Here is a 22,311-nt window from a genome sequence, read left to right as displayed (position 1 = left end):
TAATAGTGGTGGTGGGTGGAGCAGCAGCTTGACGTCGAGCTGGTCAGCGTCTCGAAGCGGTTTGGAGATGTCCTGGCCGTCGATGATGTCTCCCTGGGGGTGCGTCCGGGAGAGTTCCTGACCATCCTGGGCCCCAGCGGGTCGGGCAAGACCACGGTGCTGCGCATGGTCGGCGGATTTGAATCGCCGACCAGTGGCGAGATTCGGATCAAGGGCCGTGCCGTCGTCCGCGAGCCGCCACACCGGCGGGACACAAGCATGGTCTTCCAGGACTATGCGCTCTTCCCCCACAAGACCGTGGGGGAGAACATCGCCTTCGGGCTGAAGATGCGCGGCGTCCCCCGCGCGGAGCAGGAACGGCGGGTGCGCCAGGTGCTGGAGCTGGTGAATCTGCCGGATGTGGCCGCGCGCATGCCGGGCCAGTTGAGCGGCGGCCAGCGCCAGCGCGTGGCGCTGGCCCGCTCGCTGGTCATCCGCCCCTCGGTGCTCCTGCTGGACGAGCCGTTGGGAGCGCTTGATGCCCAGATCCGCAAGCTGATGCAGATCGAGCTGAAGGCGTTGCAACAGCGCCTGGGCATGACCTTCCTCTACGTCACCCACGACCAGGAGGAGGCGATGACCATCAGCGACCGCCTGGCCATCATGCGGGATGGCCGGCTGGAGCAGGTGGGCCGGCCGCGAGAGGTCTATGAGCGCCCGGCCTCGCGCTTCGTGGCCGGCTTCCTGGGAGAGTGCAACATGCTGGCAGGTGCGGTGGCGGAGGTGGGCGGGCGAGGTGTGGCCGTGCGCGTGCCTCAGGTGGGGGCGGACTACCTGTGGGCAGATCCGCCCCCTAACGCCGCCTGGCTTCGTCCCGGCAGACCCGTCACCGTGGGGGTCCGGCCGGAACGCATTCGCCTGGCGTGGGAACGCGCGGAGGGCCCCAACGTGCTGCCGGGGATCATCAGGCACGCCGTGTATACCGGCACGGCCACGCGGTACACACTGCAAGTGGGCCGGGACATGGTCGGGGTGCTGGAGCTGGGTCCCCAGCGGTATGCCCCGGGAGAGCACCTCTGGCTGCGCTGGGATCCCGGGGACAGCATGCTCATCCCGGACGAGGCCGCAGCAGTACCCGCAGAGGTGCCGGTAGCGGGTACGCGATGATCCGCCGGCACCGGCCCGCTCCCGCCCCCCGCGAGCGCTGGGCACTGTGGCTGTTGCTGCCCATCACTACGTGGCAGGTGCTCTTCTACCTGACGCCGGCCCTCTTTCTCCTCCTGGCCAGTTTCTGGGTGATGCGGGAGTACCGCCTGACGCCCGCGTGGACCCTGCAGAATTACCGGGTCTTCTTCCAGGAGTTCATGTACCTCAAGGCCTACGTCCTCTCGCTGGGATTCGCCACGTCCACGGTCCTGCTTACGGTGTTGGTGGCCTATCCCTTCGCTTACGCCCTGGCCTTCTGCGTCCCCCCGCGGGCGCGACTGGTGGCGCTTGTGGCGGTGATCGCTCCATTCTGGACCAACTACCTGGTCCGAGGGTACGCCTGGCAGACGATCCTGGCCAATAACGGCGTGCTCAACTACCTGCTCCTGCGCCTGGGGGTGATTTCTGCTCCACTGGACATCCTCTACACGCTCACCGCCGCGCGCATCGGGCTGGTGCACTTCCTGCTGGCTATCATGACCCTCATCCTGTACTCCACGCTGGAAGGCATCGACAAGAGTCTCCTGGAGGCGGCCGCCGACCTGGGGGCCAATCGCCTGCGCGCCTTCACCGAAGTGATCTTCCCCCTGAGCTCCGGGGGCCTAGTGGCGGGGAGCATGTTCACCTTCGTCCTGGCCTTCGCCGACTTCGTGTCCCCGGCGGTGCTGGGAGGCCAGGCGCAGCGGGTCTTCCCCCAACTGGTCGTGGACGCGGTGCAGTGGACCGTCAACTGGCCGCAGGCCTCGGCCTTCGCCGTGATCATGGTGGTAACGATCCTGGGGACCATCGCCGTCTTCGGCCGGTGGATGCGGTTCGCCGGCTTCGGGCGGGGGATCGGCCAGTGAGCACCAGCGTGCCCGCGCAGGCCCGAGCACCGCGGCTGCGTGCTGGGGGGACGGAGGTCCTCTGGGACCGTATCCTGCAGGGCTACCTGGTGGTGGCCTACGCCTTCCTCTTCGCCCCCATCGCCGTTACCATACTCAGTTCCTTCAACGCCGACCGCTTCGTCGCTCTGCCCTGGCGGGGGTTCACGTGGCACTGGTACGAGCAGGCCGTCGGCAACCCTGGCCTGCTGGTTGGCCTGCGTAACAGCATCCTGGTGGCCACGGCCGTCGGCCTGACCTCGGTCCTCCTGGGCTTCCCCGGCGCTTACGCCCTGACCCGGGCGGGCGTGTGGTGGCAGGATGTTTTCATGCTGGTGATGATCTCGCCCCTGACCGTGCCCTGGATCCTGCTGGGGCTGGGGCTGCTGGTGTTCTTCAACACGGTAGGCATCCCCAAGTCTCTGCTCACGGTATGGATCAGCCACACGGTCTTCTCCGCCCCCCTGGCTATGCTCATCATCCGGGGGCGCTTGCATACGCTCAGCCGCAGCTACGAGGAAGCCGCGTGGGACCTGGGGGCGTCGCGACTGCGCGCCCTCTGGGAGGTGGTCTTCCCGCTCTCGCTGCCCGCGGTGCTGGGAGCCTTTCTGCTCACCTTCACCCTCTCCTTCGACGAGTTCCTCATCGCCTGGATCGTCTCCGGATTCGATGTGACGCTGCCGGTGAAGATCTGGGCGATGATGCGCTCCGGGATCAACCCCGCCCTCAGCGCCGTGGGCACCATTGTCTTCTTCTTCTCCATTACCCTCAGCGTCGTGGCCCAGATCGTCCAGCGGCGGGGCCCCGCAGCCTGAGCCGCATCTGGAGGTGGACGATGTCGGACATACTGGTGGAGCATCTGACCTGGCCGGAGTTCGCCGCGCAGATCGGCAGGCGTATCGTCCTCATTCCCGTGGGCTCGGTGGAGCAGCACGGACCGCACCTGCCCCTGGGCACAGACGTGTTCATCGTCTGGCATCTGGCCCAGCGGCTGGCCCATCGCCTGCTCGCCCTGGTGGCTCCCCCCATCTGGTACGCGGCCGCCTCGGACCCGGCCAGCGGCGGCGGTCAGCGCTTTCCGGGCACCATGAGCCTGCGAGGGAGCACGCTGCTGCGCCTGACCGGCGACATCCTGCGGGAGTACTTCCGCCACGGGGCCAGACATCTCGTGCTACTGAACGGCCACTTCGAGAACACCGCCTTCCTGGCGGAGGCTGCCCGCGAGGTTCTGCCTCCAGACGATACCTCCGGCCGGCGCATCGTCCTGGTGAACTGGTGGGAGCACGTCCCCGAGGCGGTTCTGCGCGACCTGTTTCCCGAAGGCTTTCCCGGCTGGGAGGTGGAGCACGCCAGCCTGACCGAAAGCTCCCTGATGATGGCGCTGGCCCCCGCCCTGGTGCACCCGGAGCGCATTCCTCCGCCGCCGCAGGAGCGCCGCGTCCCGCCCCCGCACAAGGTCTTTCCAGAGCCCCCCAACCAGGTCCCGTCCAGCGGGATCCTCTACACGGCGGCGGGCGCCTCGCAGCAGCGGGGGGAGGCGCTGGTGGCCGTCCTGGTGGAGACGTTGACCGCCCTGCTGGCTCGGGAATTCCCGCAGGGGGCGCAGGAGGCAGGAGCTTCAGAACGGCGAGCAGGGTGAATGGAAGGCCGGATTGACATCATGATGCAGAAACGGTAGCATCATGATGTGCGCACGACATTGACCCTGGAAGAGGACGTTGCCGCAGCGCTGAAAGCCGAGGTTCGACGGACGGGGCGGCCCCTCAAGGCCGTGGTCAACGAGCTGCTCCGTGCCGCCCTTCTCCTCCGCCGGAGGCGCCAGCGGGTGCCGCCGTTCACCGTGCGGGCCCGACCCCTGGGCGTGCATCCTGGCCTGGACTACGATCGGATCTCTGAGCTGCTGGAGCAGTTGGAAGGGCCGCTCCAGCGGTGATCGTCCTCCACGCCAACATCCTGCTGTACGCGTACAACCCCTCGTTCCCCCAGCATGAGGTGGCACGAGCCTGGCTGGAGCGCACGCTGGCCCAGCCCGCGCCCGTCGGCCTGCCCTGGATCACCATCACGGCCTTCCTGCGTATCAGCACCAACCCGCGGGCGTTCCCCCAGCCGCTTGCCCCGGGCGAAGCGGTTGACATCGTGGCTAGCTGGCTGGCGCACCCAACGGTGGTGGTGATCGGGCCGGGAGAGGGCCACTGGGAGATCCTGCGCGGGTTGCTGCTGGCGACCCAGGCGCGCGGGCCGCAGGTGATAGACGCCCACCTGGCTGCACTAGCCTTGGAGCACGGCGCGGTCCTGTGCACCACCGACCGGGGCTTCCGTCTCTTCCCCGGCCTGCGCACACTCAATCCTCTGGAGGGTTCACCATGAAGGCGGTGCGCATCCACGAGCACGGCGGTCCTGAGGTCCTGCGGCTGGAGGAGGTGCCGACGCCGCAGCCCGGTCCGCACCAGGTGCTGGTGCGGGTGCGGGCGGTGGCCCTCAACCACATCGACCTGTGGCTGCGCCGCGGCCTGCCGCGACTGCGCCTGGAGTTCCCCCACATCCTTGGTGCCGACATTGCCGGAGAGGTGGCCGCCCTCGGGCCCGGCGTCACCGGATGGCGGGAGGGCGACCCCGTGCTGCTCCATCCGGGCGTTAGCTGCGGCCACTGCCAGGCCTGCCTGGCCGGTCTGGACAACCGCTGCCCCGAGTTCTCCATCCTGGGCGAGCACATGCCCGGCGGCTACGCCCAGTACATCACGGTGCCCGAACAGAACCTGCTGCCCAAACCGGCCCACCTCTCCTTCGAGGAAGCGGCGGCCATGCCCCTGGTCTTCCTCACCGCCTGGAACATGCTGGTGACCAACGCCCGCCTGCGCTTCGGCGAGGAGGTGCTCATCTGGGGCGCGGGCAGCGGGGTGGGCAGCGCCGGGATCCAGATCGCCCGTCTCTTCGAGGCCCGGGTGATCACCACGGCGGGTGCGGCCTGGAAGCTGGAGCGGGCGCGGGAGATCGGCGCCGACGTGGGGATCAACTACCGGGAGCAGGACGTGCTGCAGGAGGTGCGTCGCCTCACCGGCCGCCGCGGGGTGGACGTGGTGCTGGACCACGTGGGCGCGGCCACCTGGGAGACCAGCATCAAGGCGCTGGCCCCCGGAGGACGGCTCGCCGTCTGCGGCGCCACCAGCGGCCCGCAGACCCCGGTGGACATCCGCTACATCTACGCGCGGCAGCTCACCATCACCGGCACCTGGGTGGGCACGCAGGCGGAGATGCGGGAGGTCCTGCGGCTGATCCAGCGGCGCCGCTTCGTCCCCGTGGTCTTCACCGTCCTGCCGCTGGAGGAGGCGGCGGAGGCGCACCGCATCATGGAGGAGAGCCGGCACTTCGGCAAGATCGTGCTGCAGGTGAGCTAGGAGACAGGAGCAGCCGACGTACGCGGAGAAGCTGGCGGCCGCGGCGCGGACGGACCAGACTCGACCTGGAAGATATCCGTGCTCCGGCTACCCGCCCGAGCCGATCCACTCCTCGCCCTCGCCCCAGACCTCTTTCTTCCAGATGGGGACGCTTTGCTTCAGCGTGTCGATGACGTAACGGGCGGCGGCGAAGGCGTCGGCCCGGTGCGGGGCGGCCACGGCGATGGCCACGCTGGTCTCGCCGATCTCCAGGTGGCCCAGGCGGTGCACGGCGGCCAGGCGCAGCACCGGCCAGCGTTGCGCCGCCTCCTCGGCGATGCGGCGCATCTCCCGCTGGGCCAGGCTCTCGTAGGCCTCGTACTCCAGGAACCGCACGTCCCGGCCGCGGGAGCGGGCCCGCACCGTGCCGCAGAACAGCGCCACCGCTCCCGCCTGAGGGTGCTGCACCGAGGCTATCAGAGCGGCCACGTCGATGGGCTGACGCACCAGGCCCACGCGGATCTCCACTGTCACGGGTCGGGCCTCGGGGCCGCCGTCGCCGCCGCTCACCGGTGGGATCAGCGCCACCTCGTCGCGTTCCGCCAGAATCTGCTCCGGCCCCACGAACTCGTCGTTGACCGCGAACCGGGCGGGTGGGGGAAACCGTTGTAGATCCGGGTAGCGCTCGGCCAGGGTATCCCAGACCTGCCGCGGCGTGGCGCCGTCTGGAAGGTCGAGGGTCAGTTCGCCCTGCCCGATGGCCTGCCGGTAGGCGGCGAAGGTGCGGACGGCGATGCGCATGGCCGGGACCGGCGTCATTGTACCCCAGGAGCAAAAAGGGGTGCTATGGTGGTCTCGGGAGAGGAGCACCATGATCCCCGGTTCATGGGGGAGAGGTCATGCACCCCGGCCCTTCTCCAAAGCAGATCACCCTGGCTGTCGCCCTGGCGGCGCTGCTGGTGGCAGGAGGCGTTCCGCGGCCGGCCCACGCTGCCCTGATCAGCACGCAGCAGGAGGTCGCCATCGGCCGGGAGGCGGCGCGGGACCTGGAGAGCCGCTTCGGGGTGGTGCGTGATGCCGCGGAGACCGGCCGTCTGGCGGCCATCGGCGGGCGGCTGGCCGCGGTCTCCGACCGACGCGACCTGCCGTGGACCTTCCGCATCCTGAAGCAGCGGGCGGTCAACGCCGTCTCCCTGCCCGGCGGGTTTGTCTACGTAACCCGGGGGATGCTGGATTTCGTCCGCTCTGAGGACGAGCTGGCCTTCGTCCTGGCCCACGAGGTGGCCCACGTCAACCAGCGCCATCACGTTAACCTGCTGGAGCGGCACTTCTTCATGGGCATCGTCATCTCCCTGCTGTTCGGCGGAGACCCCACGGCCACGCAGGTGGCCAACTTCGTGGGTTTCCTCCTCAGCCGGGGCTTCAGCCGCAGCGCCGAGTTCGAGGCCGACCAGGTCGGCGTGCACTTCACCCACCGCGCCGGCTTCCGCGCCGATGCAGGGCTGCAGTTCATGGAGCGGCTGCGCGCGGCGGAGGGGCGGGATCCCTCCCAGTTCGAGGTCCTCTTCCGCACGCACCCCGCGCTGCCGGATCGCATCGTCCGGGTGCGGGAGGAGCTGCGGCGTCTGGGCTACCAGGCCCGCGCGCGGGAGCGGCCAGGCATTCCAGGCTACCCGGCCCGCACGCGGGGACAGCCACGTCTGGCAGGCCGCCAGCTCCACACGCGGGGGTGGCCGGGCCGCTCAAGCTACCTGGCCCGGCCGGCCCTTCAGGTGCCCTGCGCAGCCTGAGGCATCTCCCACCCGCCGTAGAGCAGGTAGCCCCCGTCCACGGGCAACACCGTGCCCGTGATGTGGCGAGCCGCCGCGGAGAGGAGGAAACAGACGGCCGCGGCCACGTCGTCGGGCTCGGCCACGCGGCCCAGCGGGGTGCGCGCCTCGATGCGCGTCCCTTCCCTGGCCAGCAGGTGCGCCACCTGCTCCGTGCGGACGAAACCGGGCGCCACGGCGTTGACCCGGATGCGCCAGCGCGCCCACTCCACCGCCAGGGTGCGCGTAAGATGGTCCACCGCAGCCTTGGAGGCAGCGTAGACAGCGCGGCCCGGGACGGCGGTCTGCGCGTGCAGGGAGGAGATGTTGACGATGGCCGGGTCGCTGCCGCGGCGCAGGTAGGGCAGTGCCGCCTGGCAGGCGAAGAAGGTGGCCCGCACATTCACCGCGAACTGCCGTTCCCAGTCCTCTGCGCTGAACGCCTCCGCCGGCTGCACCACGGCCAGCCCGGCGTTGTTCACCAGCCCGTCCAGGCGCCCGGTTGTCTCACCCGCGGCGGTGATCACGGCCCGGACCCCCTCCACGGTGCTCAGGTCTCCCCACACAGCGGTCGCCCCAGCGATCTGCCGGGCCGCGGCCTCCGCCTGCGCCTGCTCCCTGGCATGCACGATCACCTCCGCACCCGCCTGCGCCGCCCGGGCGGCGATGGCCAGACCGATTCCTCGCCGCGCGCCGGTGACCAGGAGGACCTTCCCCCGCAGCGAGACCGGGACGCGCTCGTCTGTCCTCGTTGACATCCACACCGACCTCCTCTATCCTGGTGAGCAAGTGATCTGATCACCTGAACAGTCCATTTTCCCCATGGCCGTGGGCGCTCCTCCCCCCCGCGTCTCCGTCAGCCGCCTCTCGGACGAGGTGGTGCAGCGCCTCATCGCCCAGATCCGGGCGGGCGCGTTAGCGCCCGGGACGCGGCTGCCCCCGGTGCGCCAGCTGGCCGCTCACCTGGGGGTCAGCCAGTCCACGCTGCGGGAAGCCCTGCGCACCCTGGAAGCGATGGGTGTCATCTCCATCCGCCACGGCAGCGGAGTCTACCTGCGGCGCGGCGATCCGCTGAACGGCGTCTGGTCCAGCCGCTGGATGCAGTGGCTGCTGCAGCATGCGCCGTCGGTACTGGAGGTCCTGGAGGTGCGGGAGGCGGTTGAGGCCCAGGCGGCCAGCCTGGCCGCTGTCCACGCCACGGCCGCGGACCTGCGGCGTCTGGAGCGCGTGCTGGCGGAGGGGACCGCCCTGCTGGCCGGCCGCCGCAGTCGGCCCCTGGACGAGGGGGTGCTGGCCGCCTATGCGCGCCTGGACGAGGCCTTCCACGAGACGCTGGCGCAGGCGGCGCGCAATGACTTCCTCCACAGCCTGCTGCAGGGGCTGGCCGCCGCCATCGTGGAAAGCCGCGAGGCCACCCTGGCCATTCCCGGCCGCATCCAGCGGTCCATGCGCGAGCACGACGCCGTGTTCCAGGCGGTGCGGCGACGGGACCCCGAGGGGGCGCGCAGGGCCATGCAGGCGCACGTACGTCGCGTCGTGGAGGAGGTGCGCTCGCTCAAGGGACGAGGGGCACGCCGCAGCGGGCGCCGGGGAGGGTAGGGGTGGAGCGGCGGGAGCGGCTGCGGCAGGCGATGGACGCCCGCGGGGTGGACGGGGTGGTGGCCAGCTCGCCGGACAACGTGGTCTACAGCGCGACCTTCACCGTCCCCTCCCACATGAGCAACCGCTTCCGCCGCACCCTGTGCCTGACTCCGCGCGAAGGTCGGCCAGCTCTGGTCGTGGTGAACGTCGAGGAGAGCCTGGCCCGCGCTCAGGCGGGCGACATGGAGCTGCTCACCTACAACGAGTTTACCCATGACCCTGTGACCCTGCTGGCGGACCTGATCACGGAGCGCGGCCTGGCGGACGGGCGGCTGGCTGTGGAACTGGACCACCTTCCCGCGGCCGACTACCTCCGCCTGGCCGCAGCGCTGCCCCGCGCCGAGCTGGTGCCGGCAGCAGACCTCTTCTTCGAAGCTCGGCGCATCAAGACCTCAAGAGAAGTCGCCGCCATCCGCGAGCTGGCCGCGCTGGCGTCACGCGCCCACGGCGAGGCCTTCGCCCGGGTGCGCCCGGGGATGACCGAGCGGGACCTGGCGCGCCTGCTGGTGGACGCCTGCGCGGGCACGGACTACTGCCGTCCCATCGTGGGGTCAGGGCCGCGCAGCGCCCACCCCAACGCCGCGCCCACCGACCGGCCTATCGCTCCGGGCGATGTGATCCGCGTGGACCTGATCGCGGGGCGGGCCTGGTTCCACTCCGACGTGGCGCGCACGGCGGTGGTGGGCCAGCCCACGGCGGAGCAGACCCACATCTGGGACGCACTGGTCGACGCCTACCGCCGGGTGCAGGAACGGCTGCGTCCCGGGGTGCGCACCGCGGATCTACACCGGCTCTACCTGGCCGCGCTGGCCGGCCGGGGGCTGGAAGCCTCGCTCACCTTCCTGGGCCACGGGCTGGGGCTGACGATCCACGAGGAGCCCTACATCAACGCCTACAGCGACGGGGTGCTGGAGGCGGGGATGGTGCTGTGCCTGGAGCCCATGTACCTGGTCCCCGGGCAGATGGGGTTCCACATCGAGGACGAGTTCCTCATCACCGACGAGGGCTTCGAGCTGTTGAGCCCGGGGACGCCGAACGCCCAACTCATCCAGGTGGGAGGATAGCGGCGTGCGGGACGGCCCGGTGCGCTTCTCCTTCACCCGCGTCCCCTCCGGGGCGGTGAGCCGGTTCGTGGACTTCGCCCGCTACGGCCGCGACCTGGGCTTCGACCGCCTCTGGGTCCCCGACCAGACCTACTACGCCGATCCATTCGTCGTGCTCACCGCCGTGGCTGCCGCGCTGCCGGAGTTGGAGACGGGGCTTGCCGTGACCAACCCTTACACCCGCCACCCCGTGCAGATCGCCCGGGCGGCGGCCACCGTGGCCGAGGTGCGCGGGGGGAGATTTCTCCTGGGGCTTGGCGCGGGCAACCGCAAGCACGTCCTCGACCGGCTGGGGATTGACGGCAGCGGTGCGGCCGCCCACGTGCGCGAGGCCACGCTCCTCATCCGGCGGCTGTTGCGGGGTGAGACGGTGGAGCACGAGGGCACCTGGACCCTGCGCGGGATCCGCCTGGAGCGGGAGGGAGCGGTGGATATCCCCATCTTCATCGGCACGCGAAACCCCCGCATGCTCCGGGTCGCCGGCGAAGTGGCGGATGGGCTCATCCTGGAGGCGCTGGTCACGCCGCAGGCGCAGGCCTACGGCCTGGAGTCGGCGGCCGCCGGCGCCCGTGCCGCCGGCCGGTCGCTGGAGGGGATGGAGGTCGTCGCCTGGCAGAGCGTGGTCGTCACCGACGACCGTCCGGCCGCGGTGGAGGCGGTGCGCGGATGGGTCGCCTATCTGCTGGGGATGACCACCCGGGAGGTGGCGTTACGCATGGGCATCCGCTCCGACGTGATGGATCCGCTGCTGCGGGCCTTCCACCAGGGAGGGACGGAGGCGGCGCGGGCCTTCGTGGGCACAGAGGAGGTCGACCGGGTGGTGATCGTGGGCGACCCGGAGGCGGTGGCGGCGCGGTGCCTGGCTCTGGCCCGCGGCGGGGCTACCGACATCACGGTGCAGGTGTGGTCGGACGACGCCGCCGGCCGGGAGACGCTGCGCCGCTTCGCCCAGCAGGTCCGTCCGCTGGTGGCAGCGGCGCTGTAGGGCGGAGGACATTAGCCGTGCTGTAGCGCGGAGGACATGAGGAAAGGGGGAATGGGTGATGCAGGATAGGTGGCAGGTCGTGCGGGTGCTCCTGGCCGTGGCCCTGGTGGCCGTGCTGGTCTTTGGACCTGTGGCCATGGCCCAGGAGAAGTTCCCCAGCCGGGAGATCACGCTGATCGTCCCCTGGCCGGCGGGCGGGGGCAGCGATATAAGCATGCGCCTGGTGGCGGAGTTCGCCAAGACACAGTTCGGCGTCCCCGTGGTGGTGGTGAACAAGCCCGGCGCAGCCGGGGCCATCGGCCACCGCGAGATCGCCAACGCCCGACCGGACGGCTACACCATCGGCATGTTCGGCTCGGGGCTCATCGCCCAGCAGTACATGATTCCCAACCCGGTGAAGCTGGAGGAGCTGCAGCCCATTGTCTTCTTCGGGAACGAGCCGGGGGCCCTCAGCGTACGGGCGGATACGCCCTGGAAGACGCTGAGGGAATTCGTGGAGGCGGCCAGGGCGCGGCCCAATACCATCAAGAACTCCAACGACCCGCCCGGAGGTGCCTCCCACCTGACGGTGCTGGTCTTCGAGAAAAAACTGGGGATCGTCCTGAACAAGGTGCCCTACCAGGGGTTCGCGCCCAGCGTGGCCGCGCTGCTGGCCGGCGAGGTCCAGGCCACCACGGTGCCGGTCCCCGACATCATTCAGGCGCACCGGGCAAAGCAGGCGCGCATCCTGGGCGTCTCGGATAACAGACGGCACTTCCTGGCTCCCGAGGTGCCGACATTCAAGGAGCAGGGCTTCGACGTGGTCTACGGGTCCTGGCGGGTGATTGCCGGGCCTCGGGGGATCCCCCCAGAGCGGCTGCAGGTGCTGGAGGAGAAACTCCTGGTGACGCTGCGCGACCCGGCCTTCGTGGCCCGGGCGCAGAAGGCGGGGTTCAACGTCGACCCCATGGGCATCCGCCGCACCGAGGCTTTCCTCAAGGCGGACGACGCTCTGACCTACGCCGTCCTGTTCGAGCTGGGGTTGGTGAAGAACCCGAAGTAGGTGAAGCGGGACGCGGCGGGTGGCTCGGTGGCCTGGTCTCGTGGAGGCAGGCGGCGGTGCGCTCGGGGGCGCTGATCTCGGTGACCTGATGGAGCAGGCGCGGCGGGCGCTCGGTGACCTTCTTGCGGGGGCCGTCCTGGTGGGGCTGGCCGCGGTGGGACTGGCCTCGCTTTCCGCGAACCCCGACCTGGCGACCTACGAGTTCGGTGCCGATCCCGGTCCCGGGCTGTTTCCGCGCCTGCTCCTGTGGGCGCTCCTGGCGGGTGGGGTAGCGCTGGCCGCAGGCGCCGCCTGGACGCTGATCCGGTCGCGTCCTGGGAAGGAGACCGGCGGCGCCCCTGTCCGGTCGCTTCCCCGGCCGGAAGCGGGTGGGCCTCCTGCCCGCATGCGCCCCCGGGAGCCCTGGATCACCACACCCGGCCGCTTCGTCCTGCCGGTACTCTTCGTGGGTTCGCTGGCGATCTACATCGTCGCCATGCGGACGCTGGGGTTCCGCGCCACCACGGCCGCCTTCGCGGCGGCATGGATCTTCGTGCTGGGTCGCCAGCAGGAGGGACGCTGGACGGCGCGCTGGGCGGCACTGGCAGTCGCAGGAGGCGTGCTCACCGCCGCCGTCACCTACACGGTGTTCAGGGGATTCGTCAAGGTACCGCTTCCCTGAAGAGAGGGCCGTGTTCGAGAACATCTTCGGCGCGCTGATGGCGTTCCTGGGCTCTCCCCGGGCCATGGGCCTCAGCCTGGTTGGTGTCATCGTGGGCATCATCTTCGGGGCGCTCCCGGGGATCAGCTCCACCATGTCCCTGGCGGTGCTCATGCCGCTCACCTTCGGGCTGAACGCGGCAGACGCCATGATGCTGCTTATGGGTATCTTCAACGGCAGCGTCTACGGGGGGTCCATCTCGGCCATCCTGGTGAACATCCCCGGAACGCCCGGGGCCATCGTCACCCAGCTCGACGGCCACGCCATGGCGCGCAGGGGGCGCGCCGGCGAGGCCCTGGGCTTCGCCACCCTGGCCTCGGGCTTCGGCGGGTTCTTCGGTCTGGTGGTCTTCATGACCCTGGCTCCTCTGATCGCCTTGATCGGCCTGCAGTTCCGCAGCCCGGAGTTCACCGGGCTGGCCCTGCTGGGCCTGGCCAGCCTCTCCGCGGCCATGCCCGGGTCGACCTTCAAGGGTGTCCTGGCCGGGCTGGCGGGGCTGCTGCTGGCCACCGTCGGGCTGGACCCGCTGACCAACGTGCTGCGCTTCGACTTCGGCAACCGCTACCTGCAGGCGGGCATCCCCATCATTCCCCTGGCCATTGGCATCTTCGGCCTGGCGGAGGTGCTGAACAACCTGGAGGGAGGCCTGGGCCGCTGGGAGGTCATCCGCACCATCCGGCGGGTGATCCCGCCCTGGGGTGAGCTGCGGCGGACGATCCTGCCGGCGGTCCGCGGGGCCATCGTGGGGATCATCGTGGGCATCATCCCCGCGGCCGGATCGGCCATCGGCGTGGGCTTCTCCTATGTGCAGGAGAAGCGGCTGTCGCGCCACCCGGAGCGGTTCGGCACGGGGATCCCGGAGGGGATCGTCGCCCCCGAATCCAGCAACAACGCTGAGATCGGCGGCGACCTTATCCCCACCATGAGCCTGGGCATCCCCGGAGACAGCATCACCGCCGTGCTCATGGGCGCGCTGCTCATCCAGGGCCTGCGCCCCGGGCCGTTGCTGTTCCGCGACCACCCGGACTTCGTGGCCGCGGTGTATGTGGCATTGGGCGTCGCCGTCATCCTGACCACTGCGCTGGGCCTGCTGGGCGCCCGCCTCTTCGCCCGGGTGCTGTCCGTGCCCAAGCCGGTGCTGCTGGTGGTCATCGCCGTACTCTGCGTGGTCGGCGCCTACGCTGTGGACAACTCGCTGTACGATGTGACCATCATGCTGGTCTTCGGCGTCGCCGGCTACCTGATGCAGAAGGTCGGCTTCCCTGTGGTGCCCCTGGTTTTCGGCCTGATCCTGGGGCCGCTGTTTGAGGAGAACCTGCGACGGACGCTGGTGGTCAGCGGGGGCGACTGGCTGGTCTACCTGCGACGGCCGATCAGCCTGCTGCTCCTGCTGCTCTCCGTGTCCACCGCCGCCTACCCCGTCCTCCTCGATTACCGGCACCGCCGGCGGGCGGCTGCGGCCCTGCCCGCGGCGACCGCCGACGCGGCGGGAGGAGAGCGATGAGGATCGTCGGCCTGGACGTGATCCTGGTGGGCCTGCCCGCGCGGCGGGTGCACCGCTGGGCGGGGCTGCGGGGACCGATCGGGCGCTACGTGGTGGTGCGCCTGCGCACCGACGAGGGGCTGGAGGGGTGGGGGGAGACCCAGTGCCTCCCCGACTGGGGCGGCGCCTACGGGCGCTACTACGGGGAGACGCCGCAGACCGTGCGCCATCTGCTGTGCGACCTCCTTCTCCCGGTGCTGCGGGAGGGGGATCCCTTCCAGATCTCTGCGCTGCACACGGCCATGGACCAGGCAATCAAGGGGCACCCTTACGCCAAGGCGGCCGTGGACATCGCCCTGCACGACCTCAAGGGGCGCGCCCTGGGCGTGCCGGTGTACGACCTGCTGGGGGGCCGCGTCCGGGAGTGGGTGCCGGTGGGGCACTCCCTGGGATTGATGGAGGTGGAGCAGGCGGCGGCGGAGGCGGCGCAGGCGGTGCGCGAGGGGATCCGGCATATAAAGGTCAAGGGCGGTCCCGACCCGCGCCGCGACGTCGCCGCGGTGGCTGCGGTGCGGCGGGCGGTGGGCGAGGATGTGGAGATCCGCCTGGACGCCAACCAGGCCTACACCGTCCCCGTGGCCATCCGCACCATCCGCGCCATGGAGGCTTCCGGCCTGCACCTGGCAGAGCAGCCGGTGGAGGGGATCGACGAGCTGGCCGCGGTGGCCCGCGCGGTGGGCGTCCCCCTGATGGCGGACGAGAGCGCCTGGACTGCCCGGGACGTCCTGCACCTGCGGGAGGCGGGCGCCGCCCGCTACGTCTCGCTCTACGTGACCAAACCGGGCGGGCTCTACCCGGCGCGGCAGATGGCAGCGGTGCTGGAGGCGGCGGGCCTGGAGGCGGACGTGGGCGGGTCGGCGGAGTTCGGCATCGCCAACGCGGCGAACCTCCACCTGGCCGCGGCCTCTCCCGCCGTGACCGTGCCCGCCATCATCCCCGTGACCACGCTGCGCGACCGGGAACAGACCACCGTGGCCGGCCGCATCTACACCGACGACATCATCACCGAGCCGTTCCCCTACCGCGAGGGGCGGCTGCGCGTACCCGAGGGGCCCGGGCTGGGGATCACCGTAGACCCGGAGAAGCTGGAGCGGTATCGGGTGCCCTGGGACTGAAGGTAGGGAGGCCTGATGGCACAGACGGAGCCAATCGACGTGGCGGTGCTGGGCGCGGGCAACGGGGGCGTGGCCGCGGCCGCCGACCTGGGCGTGCGCGGCTTCCGCGTCGCCCTGGCCAACCGTTCGCGGGAGCGGCTGGAGCCCTTCCTCCGCCTGGGGGCCGTGGAGATGACGGGAGCGCTGGGAGAGGCCACCGTCCCCCTGACCCGGATCACCACGGATGTGGCCGAAGCGGTGGCCGGAGCAGACGTGGTGATGCTGACGGTGCCGGCGCCGGGCCACGCCTACTACGCGGAGGCGCTGGCCCCCTGCCTGGCCCCGGATCAGCTCGTGGTGCTGAACGGCAGCAATACGGGCAGCGCCCTGCACGTGGCCAGAATCCTGGTGGCGCGCGGCGCACCGCCGGTGGCGGTGGCCGAGCTGAACTCGCTCACCTACATCTGCCGCATGGCCTCGCCCACCCGGGTGAACATCACCGGGCCGGCCCACAGCGTGCGCATGGGCGTGCTGCCCGCAGCCCGGGCGGAGGAGTCTGCGACCCGCTTCCGCCGCTACTACCCCCAGGCGGAGCTGGTCCCCAGCGTGCTGGTGACCTCGCTTACGAACCTGAACGCCGTCCTCCACCCGCCGGGGATGCTGCTGAACGCCGGCTGGATCGAGCACACCGCGGGACAGTTTTTCTACTACTACGAGGGGACCACGCCCGCCGTGGCCCGGGCCATCGAGGCGGTGGACCGGGAGCGCCGCGCCGTGGCCGCCGCTTACGGTTTCGAGACCCCCAGCTTCCTCGACTTCTTCTTTCGCGCCGGGTACACGTCGCGTCGGGCCTGGAAGGCAGGGTCGGTGCTGGAGGCCCTGCGGGACAGCATACCCAACCGCTACATCAAGGCCCCGCCCAACCTGGAGGGGCGCTACATCCAGGAGGACGTCGGCTTCGGGCTGGTCCCCCTGCGGGCGCTGGCCCAGGCGGCCGGCGTCTCCGTCCCAACCGTGGAGGCGCTCATCCACCTGGCCTCCGTGGTCACCGGCGTGGACTACCTGGAGCACGGGCTGAACGCTAGGCGCATGGGCATCGCCGGGGCGACCCGAGCCGACGTGGAGCACCTGGCCAGGACCGGGCCCTGGCAGGAAGGAGCGTGGAGATGAGCGACCAGACCCCTCATCCCGACGCCGCGGTGCTGCGCCGGGTACGTGACGGCATGGCCCGCGCCGGCCTGGACGCGGTGGTGGCCATGTCCCAGGACAACGCCACCTACCTTCTGGGCGTGGGCGTGCCCTCGCACCGCCTCATTCGGGAGCGGCGCGTGGCCGTGCTGCTCCCCGCAGATGGGGACCCCGCCGTGGTGGCGGTGACCGTGGAGGAGTCGTTCCTGCAGGCCAACCTGGACGGCGTGGAGATCCACCCCTACGACGAGCACACCCAGACCGCCATGCAGGTGCTGGCCGCCCTGGTCCGCAGCCGCGGCCTGGCGGGCGGGCGGATCGGTGTGGAGATGGACTTCATCCCGGCGGAGGACCACGCGGAGCTGGGACGTCTGCTGCCCCAGGCGGAGCTGGCAGACGCGGCCGGGCTGTTCAAGCAGGCCCGCTGGGTGAAGACGGCCAGTGAGCTGGCGCACATCCGCCGCGGGGGGCGCATCGCCGACGAGGCCGTCCGTGAGGCGTTTAGCGCGGCGCGCGCCGGGATGAGCGAGCGGGACCTGGCGGTGCGCGTGACGGAGGCCTTCCTGCGGCGCGGGGGCGATGAGGTGCGCATGGTGGTGGTGGGGGCGGGGGAGCGCAGCAGCCACCCCAACGCCCCGCCCACAGACCGGGTGCTGCACCCCGGGGACATCGTCCGCGTCGACTTCCTGGGCTGCGTCGGCGGGTACTACACCGACTGCGCCCGCACGGCCGTGGTGGGGGAGCCTACCGCCGAGCAGCGCAGGATCTACCAGGCCATTGTCGCCATCCACCGGGAGGTGCTCGGCCTCATCCGCCCCGGGGTGTCCACCCGCGACCTCCACGCGCTGTACCATGCCCGCGCCCGGGAGCACCGCCTCAACCCCCTGCGCTTTCTGGGCCACGGCCTGGGGCTGGGGCTGCACGAAGGACCCTTTATAGACGCGCACACGGAGGTGGTGCTGGAGCCGGGAATGGTGTTTGCCATCGAGCCGGTGCACTTCGTCCCCCACGAGGTCGGCTTCCACCTGGAGGACGTGCTGCTGGTGACGCCGCAGGGCCACGAGGTGGTGACGGACGCCACGGACACCAGCGCCCTGTGGCCCATCGCCGGGTGAGCCTGCCGGCCTCGGGTGCGGGGCGCGGGAGGCGGCGCTCAGGGAGCTGTCACGTGGGGCACGGGGCTGCAGTTCATGGGGCGGTTGCGCGCGGCCAAGGGGCGAGATAGTTTTGGTGTCCCGAGCTCCTCACTCCTCTCCTGCAGGATGTGGCCAACGGCACCGGAGAACTGGTACGCGCCGGCCAGCCTCGCGCAGCCGGAGGCGCTGGCCATCGTGCCGGGAGAGGCTGGCACCTTCGCGCGGCGGACCGTGACCCTGGGGAGCCGCACCATGAGCCCGCAGCTCGGCCTGGACCGCACCATGCCGGTGGCCCTGCGCGTCAACGGCACTCCGTACGTCGTCCATACTCCCGTCAACCACACGCTGCTCGACCTGCTGCGCGACGGCCTGGGACTCACCGGCACCAAGGAGTCGTGCCGGGAAGGTGTCTGCGGCGCCTGCACCGTACTTCTGGACGGCCGCCCGGTGACCGCCTGTCTGGTGCTTGCGGCCTCGGCCGACGGCCGATCGGTGGTGACCATCGAGGGGATCGCCGGGGACGGCGGGCTGCACCCCGTGCAGGAGGCGCTGGTCGAGTGTGGCGGCGTACAGTGCGGGTACTGCACACCGGGTGTGGTCCTCTCGGCCGTAGCGCTTCTGGCCGAGGTCCCTGACCCGACCGAGGAGCAGATCCGGCGCGCGCTATCCGGGAACCTGTGCCGCTGCACCGGCTACGCCAAGATCGTCCAGGCCGTACAGGTCGCCGCGCGGCGGCTGGCGACGCGCGCCGCTAGAGTGCACCCGTGAGCGCCATCGGTCGGTCCCTCCCCCGCCTCGACGGCCGCGCCAAGGTGCTGGGCCAGTATGGGTACGCCATGGACATCGCGCTGCCGGGCATGCTGTGGGGACGCATCGCACGCAGCCCGCACGCGCACGCCCGCATCCTCGGCATCGATCCCTCCGCCGCGCTGCAGGTGCCGGGCGTGGCCGCGGTGGTCACCGCCCGGGATGCGCCGGCGCGCCGTTTCGGTGGCCTGGTGAAGGACGAGACGATTTTCGCCGTCGACGTGGTCCGCTACATCGGTGAACCTGTGGCGGCGGTTGCTGCCATCAGTCGCCAGGCGGCCGACGAAGCGGTCGATCGCCTGGTCGTAGACTACGAGGTACTGCCGGCGATCACCGATCCCGATCGCGCCACGGCCCGGGGCGCCCCGCTGGTCCACGAGGCCTGGGAGTCCTACACCGCGCACCCGCAGGTGATCCGGTCCGGCAACATCTGTGGTGAGGCGTGGATCGTAAAGGGCGACTGGGACCGCGCGCTCGGCGAGGCCGACGCCGTCTACGAGGACACGTTCACAACCGCGCCGGTCCACCAGGCGTACCTGGAGCCCCGGGCCGCGCTCGCGGTCTGGGAGGCGCCCGAGCGGCTCGTGGTCTATTCGAATACGCAGCTACCGTTCGAGATCCAGCATACCCTGGCCGAGGCTTTCGGTCTGCCGTTGGGGCAGATCCGCGTGGTGGTCACCGGGATCGGTGGCGCCTTCGGCGGCAAGCTGAGGATTGGGGTGGAGCACATCGCCGCCCTGCTGGCGCAGCGCACTCGCCGTCCGGTGAAGGTGGCCCTGACGATGGAGGAGGAGTTCATGGCGGCCTACCCGCGGCATGGGATGAGGATCCGTCTGCGCACCGCGGTGAGGCGGGACGGCACGATCGTCGGCAAGGAGGCCACAGCTCTGCTGGACGCCGGGGCTTACAGCGGTTCCAGCTCCGGCCTCCCCTCGGTGGCCACCCTCGTCCTGGCCGGGCCCTACCGCATTCCCCACCTGCGCCTTGTCGCCAGGGCCGTCTACACCCACAAGCAGAACTTCGGCTCGTACCGGGCGCCCATGGGCCCCCAGTGTGCCTTTGCAGTCGAGTCGCAGATGGACATGATCGCCCGGCGCCTGGGACTGGACCCCCTGGAGTTCCGGTTGCGGAACATTGTGCGTGATGGCGATACCGGTCCGACCGGCCAGGTTTTCGGTCGGAGCAGCATGGAGGCGGTGCTGCTCAGGGCTGCCCAGGCCATAGGCTGGGGACAGCCCTCGGGTCCCCGCCGGGGGAAGGGCCTGGCCTGCGGCTGGTGGACGACCACCGGAGGGCCCTCGGGGGTCTACGTCAAGCTCCAGCCCGACGGCTCGGCGACACTTCTGACCGGGTGTGCCGAAATTGGTACCGGCGCCCTGACCGGCGCCGCGCAGGTGCTGGCGGCGGAGCTCGGCCTGGAGGTGGAGCGGATCAGCGTGGTGAGCGCGGACACTTTCGCCACCCCCTACGACCACGGAGCGCAGGGCAGCCGCACGGCCTTCAGCGTGGGCAACGCCGTGCGACAGGCCGCGGCCGAGCTCCGGCGGCAGATCCTCGACGTGGCGGCCGGGGCGCTGGAAGCGCATCCCCGGGACCTGACGTTGCACGACGGCCACGTGACGGTGGCCGGGGTGCCCGGACGACGGCTGTCGCTCGCGGATGTGGCGCGGCTGGGCCTGCAGCGTGGCGGCCTTATCGCTGCCGGCGCGTTCACCGCGCCGCCCACTCTCTATGACACCTCGTGCGTCCGCGGGCACGTCTATCCAGCGTTCCACTCGCCGAGTTTCCACGCCCACGCCGCGGAGGTCGAGGTCGACCCGGATACGGGGGAGGTACACGTGGTGCGCTATGTCGCCGTGCAGGATGTGGGCTTCGCCATCAACCCGCAGCTCATTGAAGGACAGATCGAGGGTGGCGTGGTCCAGGGACTCGGGCAGGCGCTGTGGGAGGAGCTGCCCTACCAGGATGGCCAGCTTCTTGTGCACAACCTGAGCGACTACGCCGTCCCGAGGATCACCCGCATTCCGCCCATCGAAGTCATCACGGTGGCATCGCCCAGCGAAGTGGGCCCCTACGGCGCCAAGGGCGTGGGAGAGCCACCGATCATAGAGCCCCCGGCAGCGGTCGCCAATGCCCTGGATGCGGCATCAGGGGTGCGCGTAACTAGCCTGCCCATCACCGCACCCAAGGTGTACGCGGCCCTGCGCGGGACAGGGGGGATGGTCTGATGCCCGTCGTCGTGTTCCTGGCGCGCCTGCGGCCCGGCGTCGAGCCGGCCGCCTACGAGCGGTGGGTCCGGGAGGTCGACTACCCCATGGCACGACGGTTGCCCAGCATCGTCTCGTACACCAACTACCGCCTGGCCGCGCCCCTGCGGAAGGCCGACGTTCGCTACGACTACCTGGAGGTGATCCATGTCACCGACCTGGAGGCCTACCGCCAGGACCTCGCCCGCCCAGAGCTGCAGACCCTGCGCCAGCAACTCGCGGAGTTCATCGAGCCCTCCGACAATTTTGTGGGGGAGGCGATCGAGTGACGCTGCGGACCGGGCTCCTCCTGCTTGGCGAGCACCCACCGGGCCGCCTGCTGGGCCTGACCCGGCAGGCCGAGGCACTGGGGTTCGACTACCTCTGGTACGCCGACGAGCGGTTCTACAGGGAGGTCTACGCCAGCCTGACCCTGTGCGCACAGCACACCACCCGCCTGCGCCTGGGTCCGTGCGTCACCGATCCCTACTCCCGCCATCCCGCGCTCACCGCCATGGCCATCGCCACCCTGGATGAACTCAGCGGCGGCCGGGCCGTGCTCGGCATCGGCGCCGGCGTGTCGGGGTTTCGCGAGCTGGGGATTGCGCGCACGCGGCCTGCGGTAGCTATCCGCGAGGCGATCCACGTGATCCGCGCGCTTTTGCGCGGGGAGACGGTCACGTACCGCGGCGCGCTGGTGTCGGCTGACGGCGCGAAGCTGGACTTTGCACCCCCGCGTGCCGAGATCCCCATCTACGTCGCCAGCAACGCCCCCAGGGGGCTGGAGACGGCGGGCCGCGTCGCCGACGGCGCGATCATGCAGGGCTGCGTGGCCGATGCGGCCCTGGCGTACTTCCGGACGCACGTAGCTCGCGGCGCCGCCGGCGCGCGGCGCGACCCGGCCGCCGTGCAACTGGTGGCGCGCATCAACGTCTGCATCCATGACGATCCAGCGGTGGCGCGGAACCTAATGCGGCGGTCGGTGGCGGTGAGCCTGATTGCCCAGCAGCCGACCTTTCCCGGATTCGTGGCCGCTGGGCTGGAGGTGCCGGCGCAGATCCGCCAGGCAGTGGCGGGGCTCACCTACGGCTACCTCAGCGATGCGGCGGCACAGGTGGCCCCCATGGTCCCCGACGCCTTCGTCGACGCCCTGACCCTCGCCGGACCGGTGGAGACGGTAGCCGCCGGCGTTGCCCGCATGCAGCAGGCAGGCATCACGCAGTTCGTGCTCTACCCCATGGCCCCCGACGGCCGCATCGAGCGCACCATCGAGCGGTTCGCGGGCGAGGTGCTGCCCCTGGCGGCACAGATGGCCGCCTCGCCGGCGCGCCCGGCCGGCTGAGGCGCCCCGGAGGTACGCGATGCTGACACGGTTTGTGCTGGTAGCCCTGCGGCCGGAGGTGACGGTGGCAGCCTACGAGCACTTCATCCGGGAGGACGACTACCCGGCCCTGCCGGAGCTGCGGAGCGTCGTCCATTACCGGACGCACCGGATCCTCCCCGACAGTCGGGACCGCAGTCAGCTGCCCTTCGACTACATCGAGCAGATCGTGGTCACCGACCGCGAGGCCTACAGGAAGGACCTGGATGCCTCTC

At 70.6% G+C, this 22,311-nt stretch carries 24 protein-coding genes; 22 read left to right on the top strand and 2 right to left on the bottom strand.

What is annotated here, in order from left to right; translation table 11 throughout:
* Positions 1-15: 15 nt before the first annotated feature.
* The 7 genes from QN152_12260 to QN152_12230 are packed head-to-tail and all read left to right on the top strand — an operon-like array spanning position 16 to position 5,443.
* The gene (locus tag QN152_12260; protein ID MDR7540282.1) at positions 16-1,146 is read left to right on the top strand and encodes an ABC transporter ATP-binding protein; all 1,131 of its coding nucleotides are present in this window, start codon (positions 16-18) and stop codon (positions 1,144-1,146) included.
* Positions 1,143-2,030 (top strand): ABC transporter permease, encoded by an 888-nt coding sequence (locus QN152_12255; GenBank protein ID MDR7540281.1) that lies wholly within the window; start codon positions 1,143-1,145, stop codon positions 2,028-2,030. The genes QN152_12260 and QN152_12255 overlap by 4 nt, the downstream gene beginning before the upstream one ends.
* Entirely contained in the window at positions 2,027-2,863 is an 837-nt protein-coding gene (locus QN152_12250) for an ABC transporter permease (GenBank protein ID MDR7540280.1), read from the top strand. Before QN152_12255 ends, QN152_12250 begins: the two co-directional genes overlap by 4 nt.
* Positions 2,864-2,883: 20 nt before the next feature.
* Positions 2,884-3,687 carry a creatininase gene (locus tag QN152_12245; protein ID MDR7540279.1) on the top strand — a complete coding sequence of 268 codons (804 nt, stop codon included), beginning with the start codon at positions 2,884-2,886 and terminating at the stop codon, positions 3,685-3,687.
* A gap of 48 nt (positions 3,688-3,735) precedes the next feature.
* Positions 3,736-3,981, top strand: coding sequence for a hypothetical protein (locus QN152_12240; protein ID MDR7540278.1), 246 nt, complete (start codon positions 3,736-3,738; stop codon positions 3,979-3,981).
* Positions 3,978-4,415: a type II toxin-antitoxin system VapC family toxin gene (locus QN152_12235; GenBank protein MDR7540277.1), complete on the top strand. Its 438-nt coding sequence runs from the start codon at positions 3,978-3,980 to the stop codon at positions 4,413-4,415. The genes QN152_12240 and QN152_12235 overlap by 4 nt, the downstream gene beginning before the upstream one ends.
* Positions 4,412-5,443: a zinc-binding dehydrogenase gene (locus QN152_12230; protein MDR7540276.1), complete on the top strand. Its 1,032-nt coding sequence runs from the start codon at positions 4,412-4,414 to the stop codon at positions 5,441-5,443. Before QN152_12235 ends, QN152_12230 begins: the two co-directional genes overlap by 4 nt.
* An 87-nt stretch (positions 5,444-5,530) precedes the next feature.
* On the opposite strand, the gene QN152_12225 is transcribed toward QN152_12230, so the two are convergent.
* Entirely contained in the window at positions 5,531-6,241 is a 711-nt protein-coding gene (locus QN152_12225; GenBank protein ID MDR7540275.1) for a molybdenum cofactor biosynthesis protein MoaE, read from the bottom strand.
* A gap of 80 nt (positions 6,242-6,321) precedes the next feature.
* Here QN152_12225 and QN152_12220 point away from each other — a divergent pair, with 80 nt between their 5' ends.
* The gene (locus QN152_12220; protein ID MDR7540274.1) at positions 6,322-7,212 is read left to right on the top strand and encodes a M48 family metalloprotease; all 891 of its coding nucleotides are present in this window, start codon (positions 6,322-6,324) and stop codon (positions 7,210-7,212) included.
* Here the strand turns inward: QN152_12220 and QN152_12215 are convergent.
* Entirely contained in the window at positions 7,191-7,988 is a 798-nt protein-coding gene (locus QN152_12215) for an SDR family oxidoreductase (GenBank protein ID MDR7540273.1), read from the bottom strand. The genes QN152_12220 and QN152_12215 overlap by 22 nt on opposite strands.
* A gap of 64 nt (positions 7,989-8,052) precedes the next feature.
* Here QN152_12215 and QN152_12210 point away from each other — a divergent pair, with 64 nt between their 5' ends.
* From QN152_12210 to QN152_12145, 14 genes are all read left to right on the top strand, one after another.
* Positions 8,053-8,829 carry a FadR/GntR family transcriptional regulator gene (locus QN152_12210; GenBank protein ID MDR7540272.1) on the top strand — a complete coding sequence of 259 codons (777 nt, stop codon included), beginning with the start codon at positions 8,053-8,055 and terminating at the stop codon, positions 8,827-8,829.
* 2 nt (positions 8,830-8,831) lie between these two features.
* On the top strand, positions 8,832-9,935 hold the full coding sequence (locus tag QN152_12205; GenBank protein ID MDR7540271.1) for a Xaa-Pro peptidase family protein: 1,104 nt from the start codon (positions 8,832-8,834) through the stop codon (positions 9,933-9,935).
* A gap of 4 nt (positions 9,936-9,939) precedes the next feature.
* Entirely contained in the window at positions 9,940-10,959 is a 1,020-nt protein-coding gene (locus QN152_12200) for an LLM class flavin-dependent oxidoreductase (GenBank protein MDR7540270.1), read from the top strand.
* Between the two features lie 58 nt (positions 10,960-11,017).
* A complete protein-coding gene (locus tag QN152_12195; GenBank protein ID MDR7540269.1) occupies positions 11,018-12,001 on the top strand; it encodes a tripartite tricarboxylate transporter substrate binding protein in 984 nt (327 codons plus the stop codon).
* Between the two features lie 88 nt (positions 12,002-12,089).
* Positions 12,090-12,662, top strand: coding sequence for a tripartite tricarboxylate transporter TctB family protein (locus tag QN152_12190; GenBank protein MDR7540268.1), 573 nt, complete (start codon positions 12,090-12,092; stop codon positions 12,660-12,662).
* Positions 12,663-12,672: 10 nt separating this feature from the next.
* Positions 12,673-14,205, top strand: coding sequence for a tripartite tricarboxylate transporter permease (locus QN152_12185; protein MDR7540267.1), 1,533 nt, complete (start codon positions 12,673-12,675; stop codon positions 14,203-14,205).
* A complete protein-coding gene (locus QN152_12180) occupies positions 14,202-15,359 on the top strand; it encodes an enolase C-terminal domain-like protein (GenBank protein ID MDR7540266.1) in 1,158 nt (385 codons plus the stop codon). The genes QN152_12185 and QN152_12180 overlap by 4 nt, the downstream gene beginning before the upstream one ends.
* 15 nt (positions 15,360-15,374) lie before the next feature.
* On the top strand, positions 15,375-16,508 hold the full coding sequence (locus QN152_12175; GenBank protein ID MDR7540265.1) for an NAD/NADP octopine/nopaline dehydrogenase family protein: 1,134 nt from the start codon (positions 15,375-15,377) through the stop codon (positions 16,506-16,508).
* Positions 16,505-17,641, top strand: coding sequence for a Xaa-Pro peptidase family protein (locus QN152_12170; protein ID MDR7540264.1), 1,137 nt, complete (start codon positions 16,505-16,507; stop codon positions 17,639-17,641). The genes QN152_12175 and QN152_12170 overlap by 4 nt, the downstream gene beginning before the upstream one ends.
* A gap of 147 nt (positions 17,642-17,788) precedes the next feature.
* On the top strand, positions 17,789-18,430 hold the full coding sequence (locus QN152_12165) for a (2Fe-2S)-binding protein (protein MDR7540263.1): 642 nt from the start codon (positions 17,789-17,791) through the stop codon (positions 18,428-18,430).
* Positions 18,427-20,697: a xanthine dehydrogenase family protein molybdopterin-binding subunit gene (locus tag QN152_12160; protein MDR7540262.1), complete on the top strand. Its 2,271-nt coding sequence runs from the start codon at positions 18,427-18,429 to the stop codon at positions 20,695-20,697. Before QN152_12165 ends, QN152_12160 begins: the two co-directional genes overlap by 4 nt.
* Complete coding sequence (locus tag QN152_12155) at positions 20,697-21,005, top strand: hypothetical protein (GenBank protein MDR7540261.1); 309 nt, start codon at positions 20,697-20,699, stop codon at positions 21,003-21,005. The genes QN152_12160 and QN152_12155 overlap by 1 nt, the downstream gene beginning before the upstream one ends.
* Positions 21,002-22,057, top strand: a complete 1,056-nt coding sequence (locus QN152_12150) for an LLM class flavin-dependent oxidoreductase (GenBank protein MDR7540260.1) — start codon at positions 21,002-21,004, stop codon at positions 22,055-22,057. Before QN152_12155 ends, QN152_12150 begins: the two co-directional genes overlap by 4 nt.
* Before the next feature lie 19 nt (positions 22,058-22,076).
* Positions 22,077-22,311, top strand: a 235-nt coding sequence (locus QN152_12145) for a hypothetical protein (protein MDR7540259.1), incomplete at its 3' end; no start/stop codon positions are given.

This window comes from Armatimonadota bacterium (assembly GCA_031459715.1).
GTDB lineage: Bacteria > Sysuimicrobiota > Sysuimicrobiia > Sysuimicrobiales > Humicultoraceae > Humicultor > Humicultor tengchongensis.
The sequence above is the reverse complement of the archived record's forward strand: the minus strand, read 5'-3'. Positions and strand labels throughout refer to the sequence as shown.

Excerpts from the sequence above, each read along its gene's own strand:
- QN152_12180 (MDR7540266.1), top strand. The coding sequence starts at position 14,202 with ATGAGGATCGTCGGCCTGGACGTGATCCTGGTGGGCCTGCCCGCGCGG.
- QN152_12230 (MDR7540276.1), top strand. The coding sequence starts at position 4,412 with ATGAAGGCGGTGCGCATCCACGAGCACGGCGGTCCTGAGGTCCTGCGG.
- QN152_12170 (MDR7540264.1), top strand. The coding sequence starts at position 16,505 with ATGAGCGACCAGACCCCTCATCCCGACGCCGCGGTGCTGCGCCGGGTA.
- QN152_12155 (MDR7540261.1), top strand. The coding sequence starts at position 20,697 with ATGCCCGTCGTCGTGTTCCTGGCGCGCCTGCGGCCCGGCGTCGAGCCG.
- QN152_12255 (MDR7540281.1), top strand. The coding sequence starts at position 1,143 with ATGATCCGCCGGCACCGGCCCGCTCCCGCCCCCCGCGAGCGCTGGGCA.
- QN152_12190 (MDR7540268.1), top strand. The coding sequence starts at position 12,090 with ATGGAGCAGGCGCGGCGGGCGCTCGGTGACCTTCTTGCGGGGGCCGTC.
- QN152_12175 (MDR7540265.1), top strand. The coding sequence starts at position 15,375 with ATGGCACAGACGGAGCCAATCGACGTGGCGGTGCTGGGCGCGGGCAAC.
- QN152_12215 (MDR7540273.1), bottom strand. The coding sequence starts at position 7,988 with ATGTCAACGAGGACAGACGAGCGCGTCCCGGTCTCGCTGCGGGGGAAG.
- QN152_12195 (MDR7540269.1), top strand. The coding sequence starts at position 11,018 with ATGCAGGATAGGTGGCAGGTCGTGCGGGTGCTCCTGGCCGTGGCCCTG.
- QN152_12210 (MDR7540272.1), top strand. The coding sequence starts at position 8,053 with ATGGCCGTGGGCGCTCCTCCCCCCCGCGTCTCCGTCAGCCGCCTCTCG.
- QN152_12225 (MDR7540275.1), bottom strand. The coding sequence starts at position 6,241 with ATGACGCCGGTCCCGGCCATGCGCATCGCCGTCCGCACCTTCGCCGCC.
- QN152_12220 (MDR7540274.1), top strand. The coding sequence starts at position 6,322 with ATGCACCCCGGCCCTTCTCCAAAGCAGATCACCCTGGCTGTCGCCCTG.
- QN152_12165 (MDR7540263.1), top strand. The coding sequence starts at position 17,789 with ATGTGGCCAACGGCACCGGAGAACTGGTACGCGCCGGCCAGCCTCGCG.
- QN152_12245 (MDR7540279.1), top strand. The coding sequence starts at position 2,884 with ATGTCGGACATACTGGTGGAGCATCTGACCTGGCCGGAGTTCGCCGCG.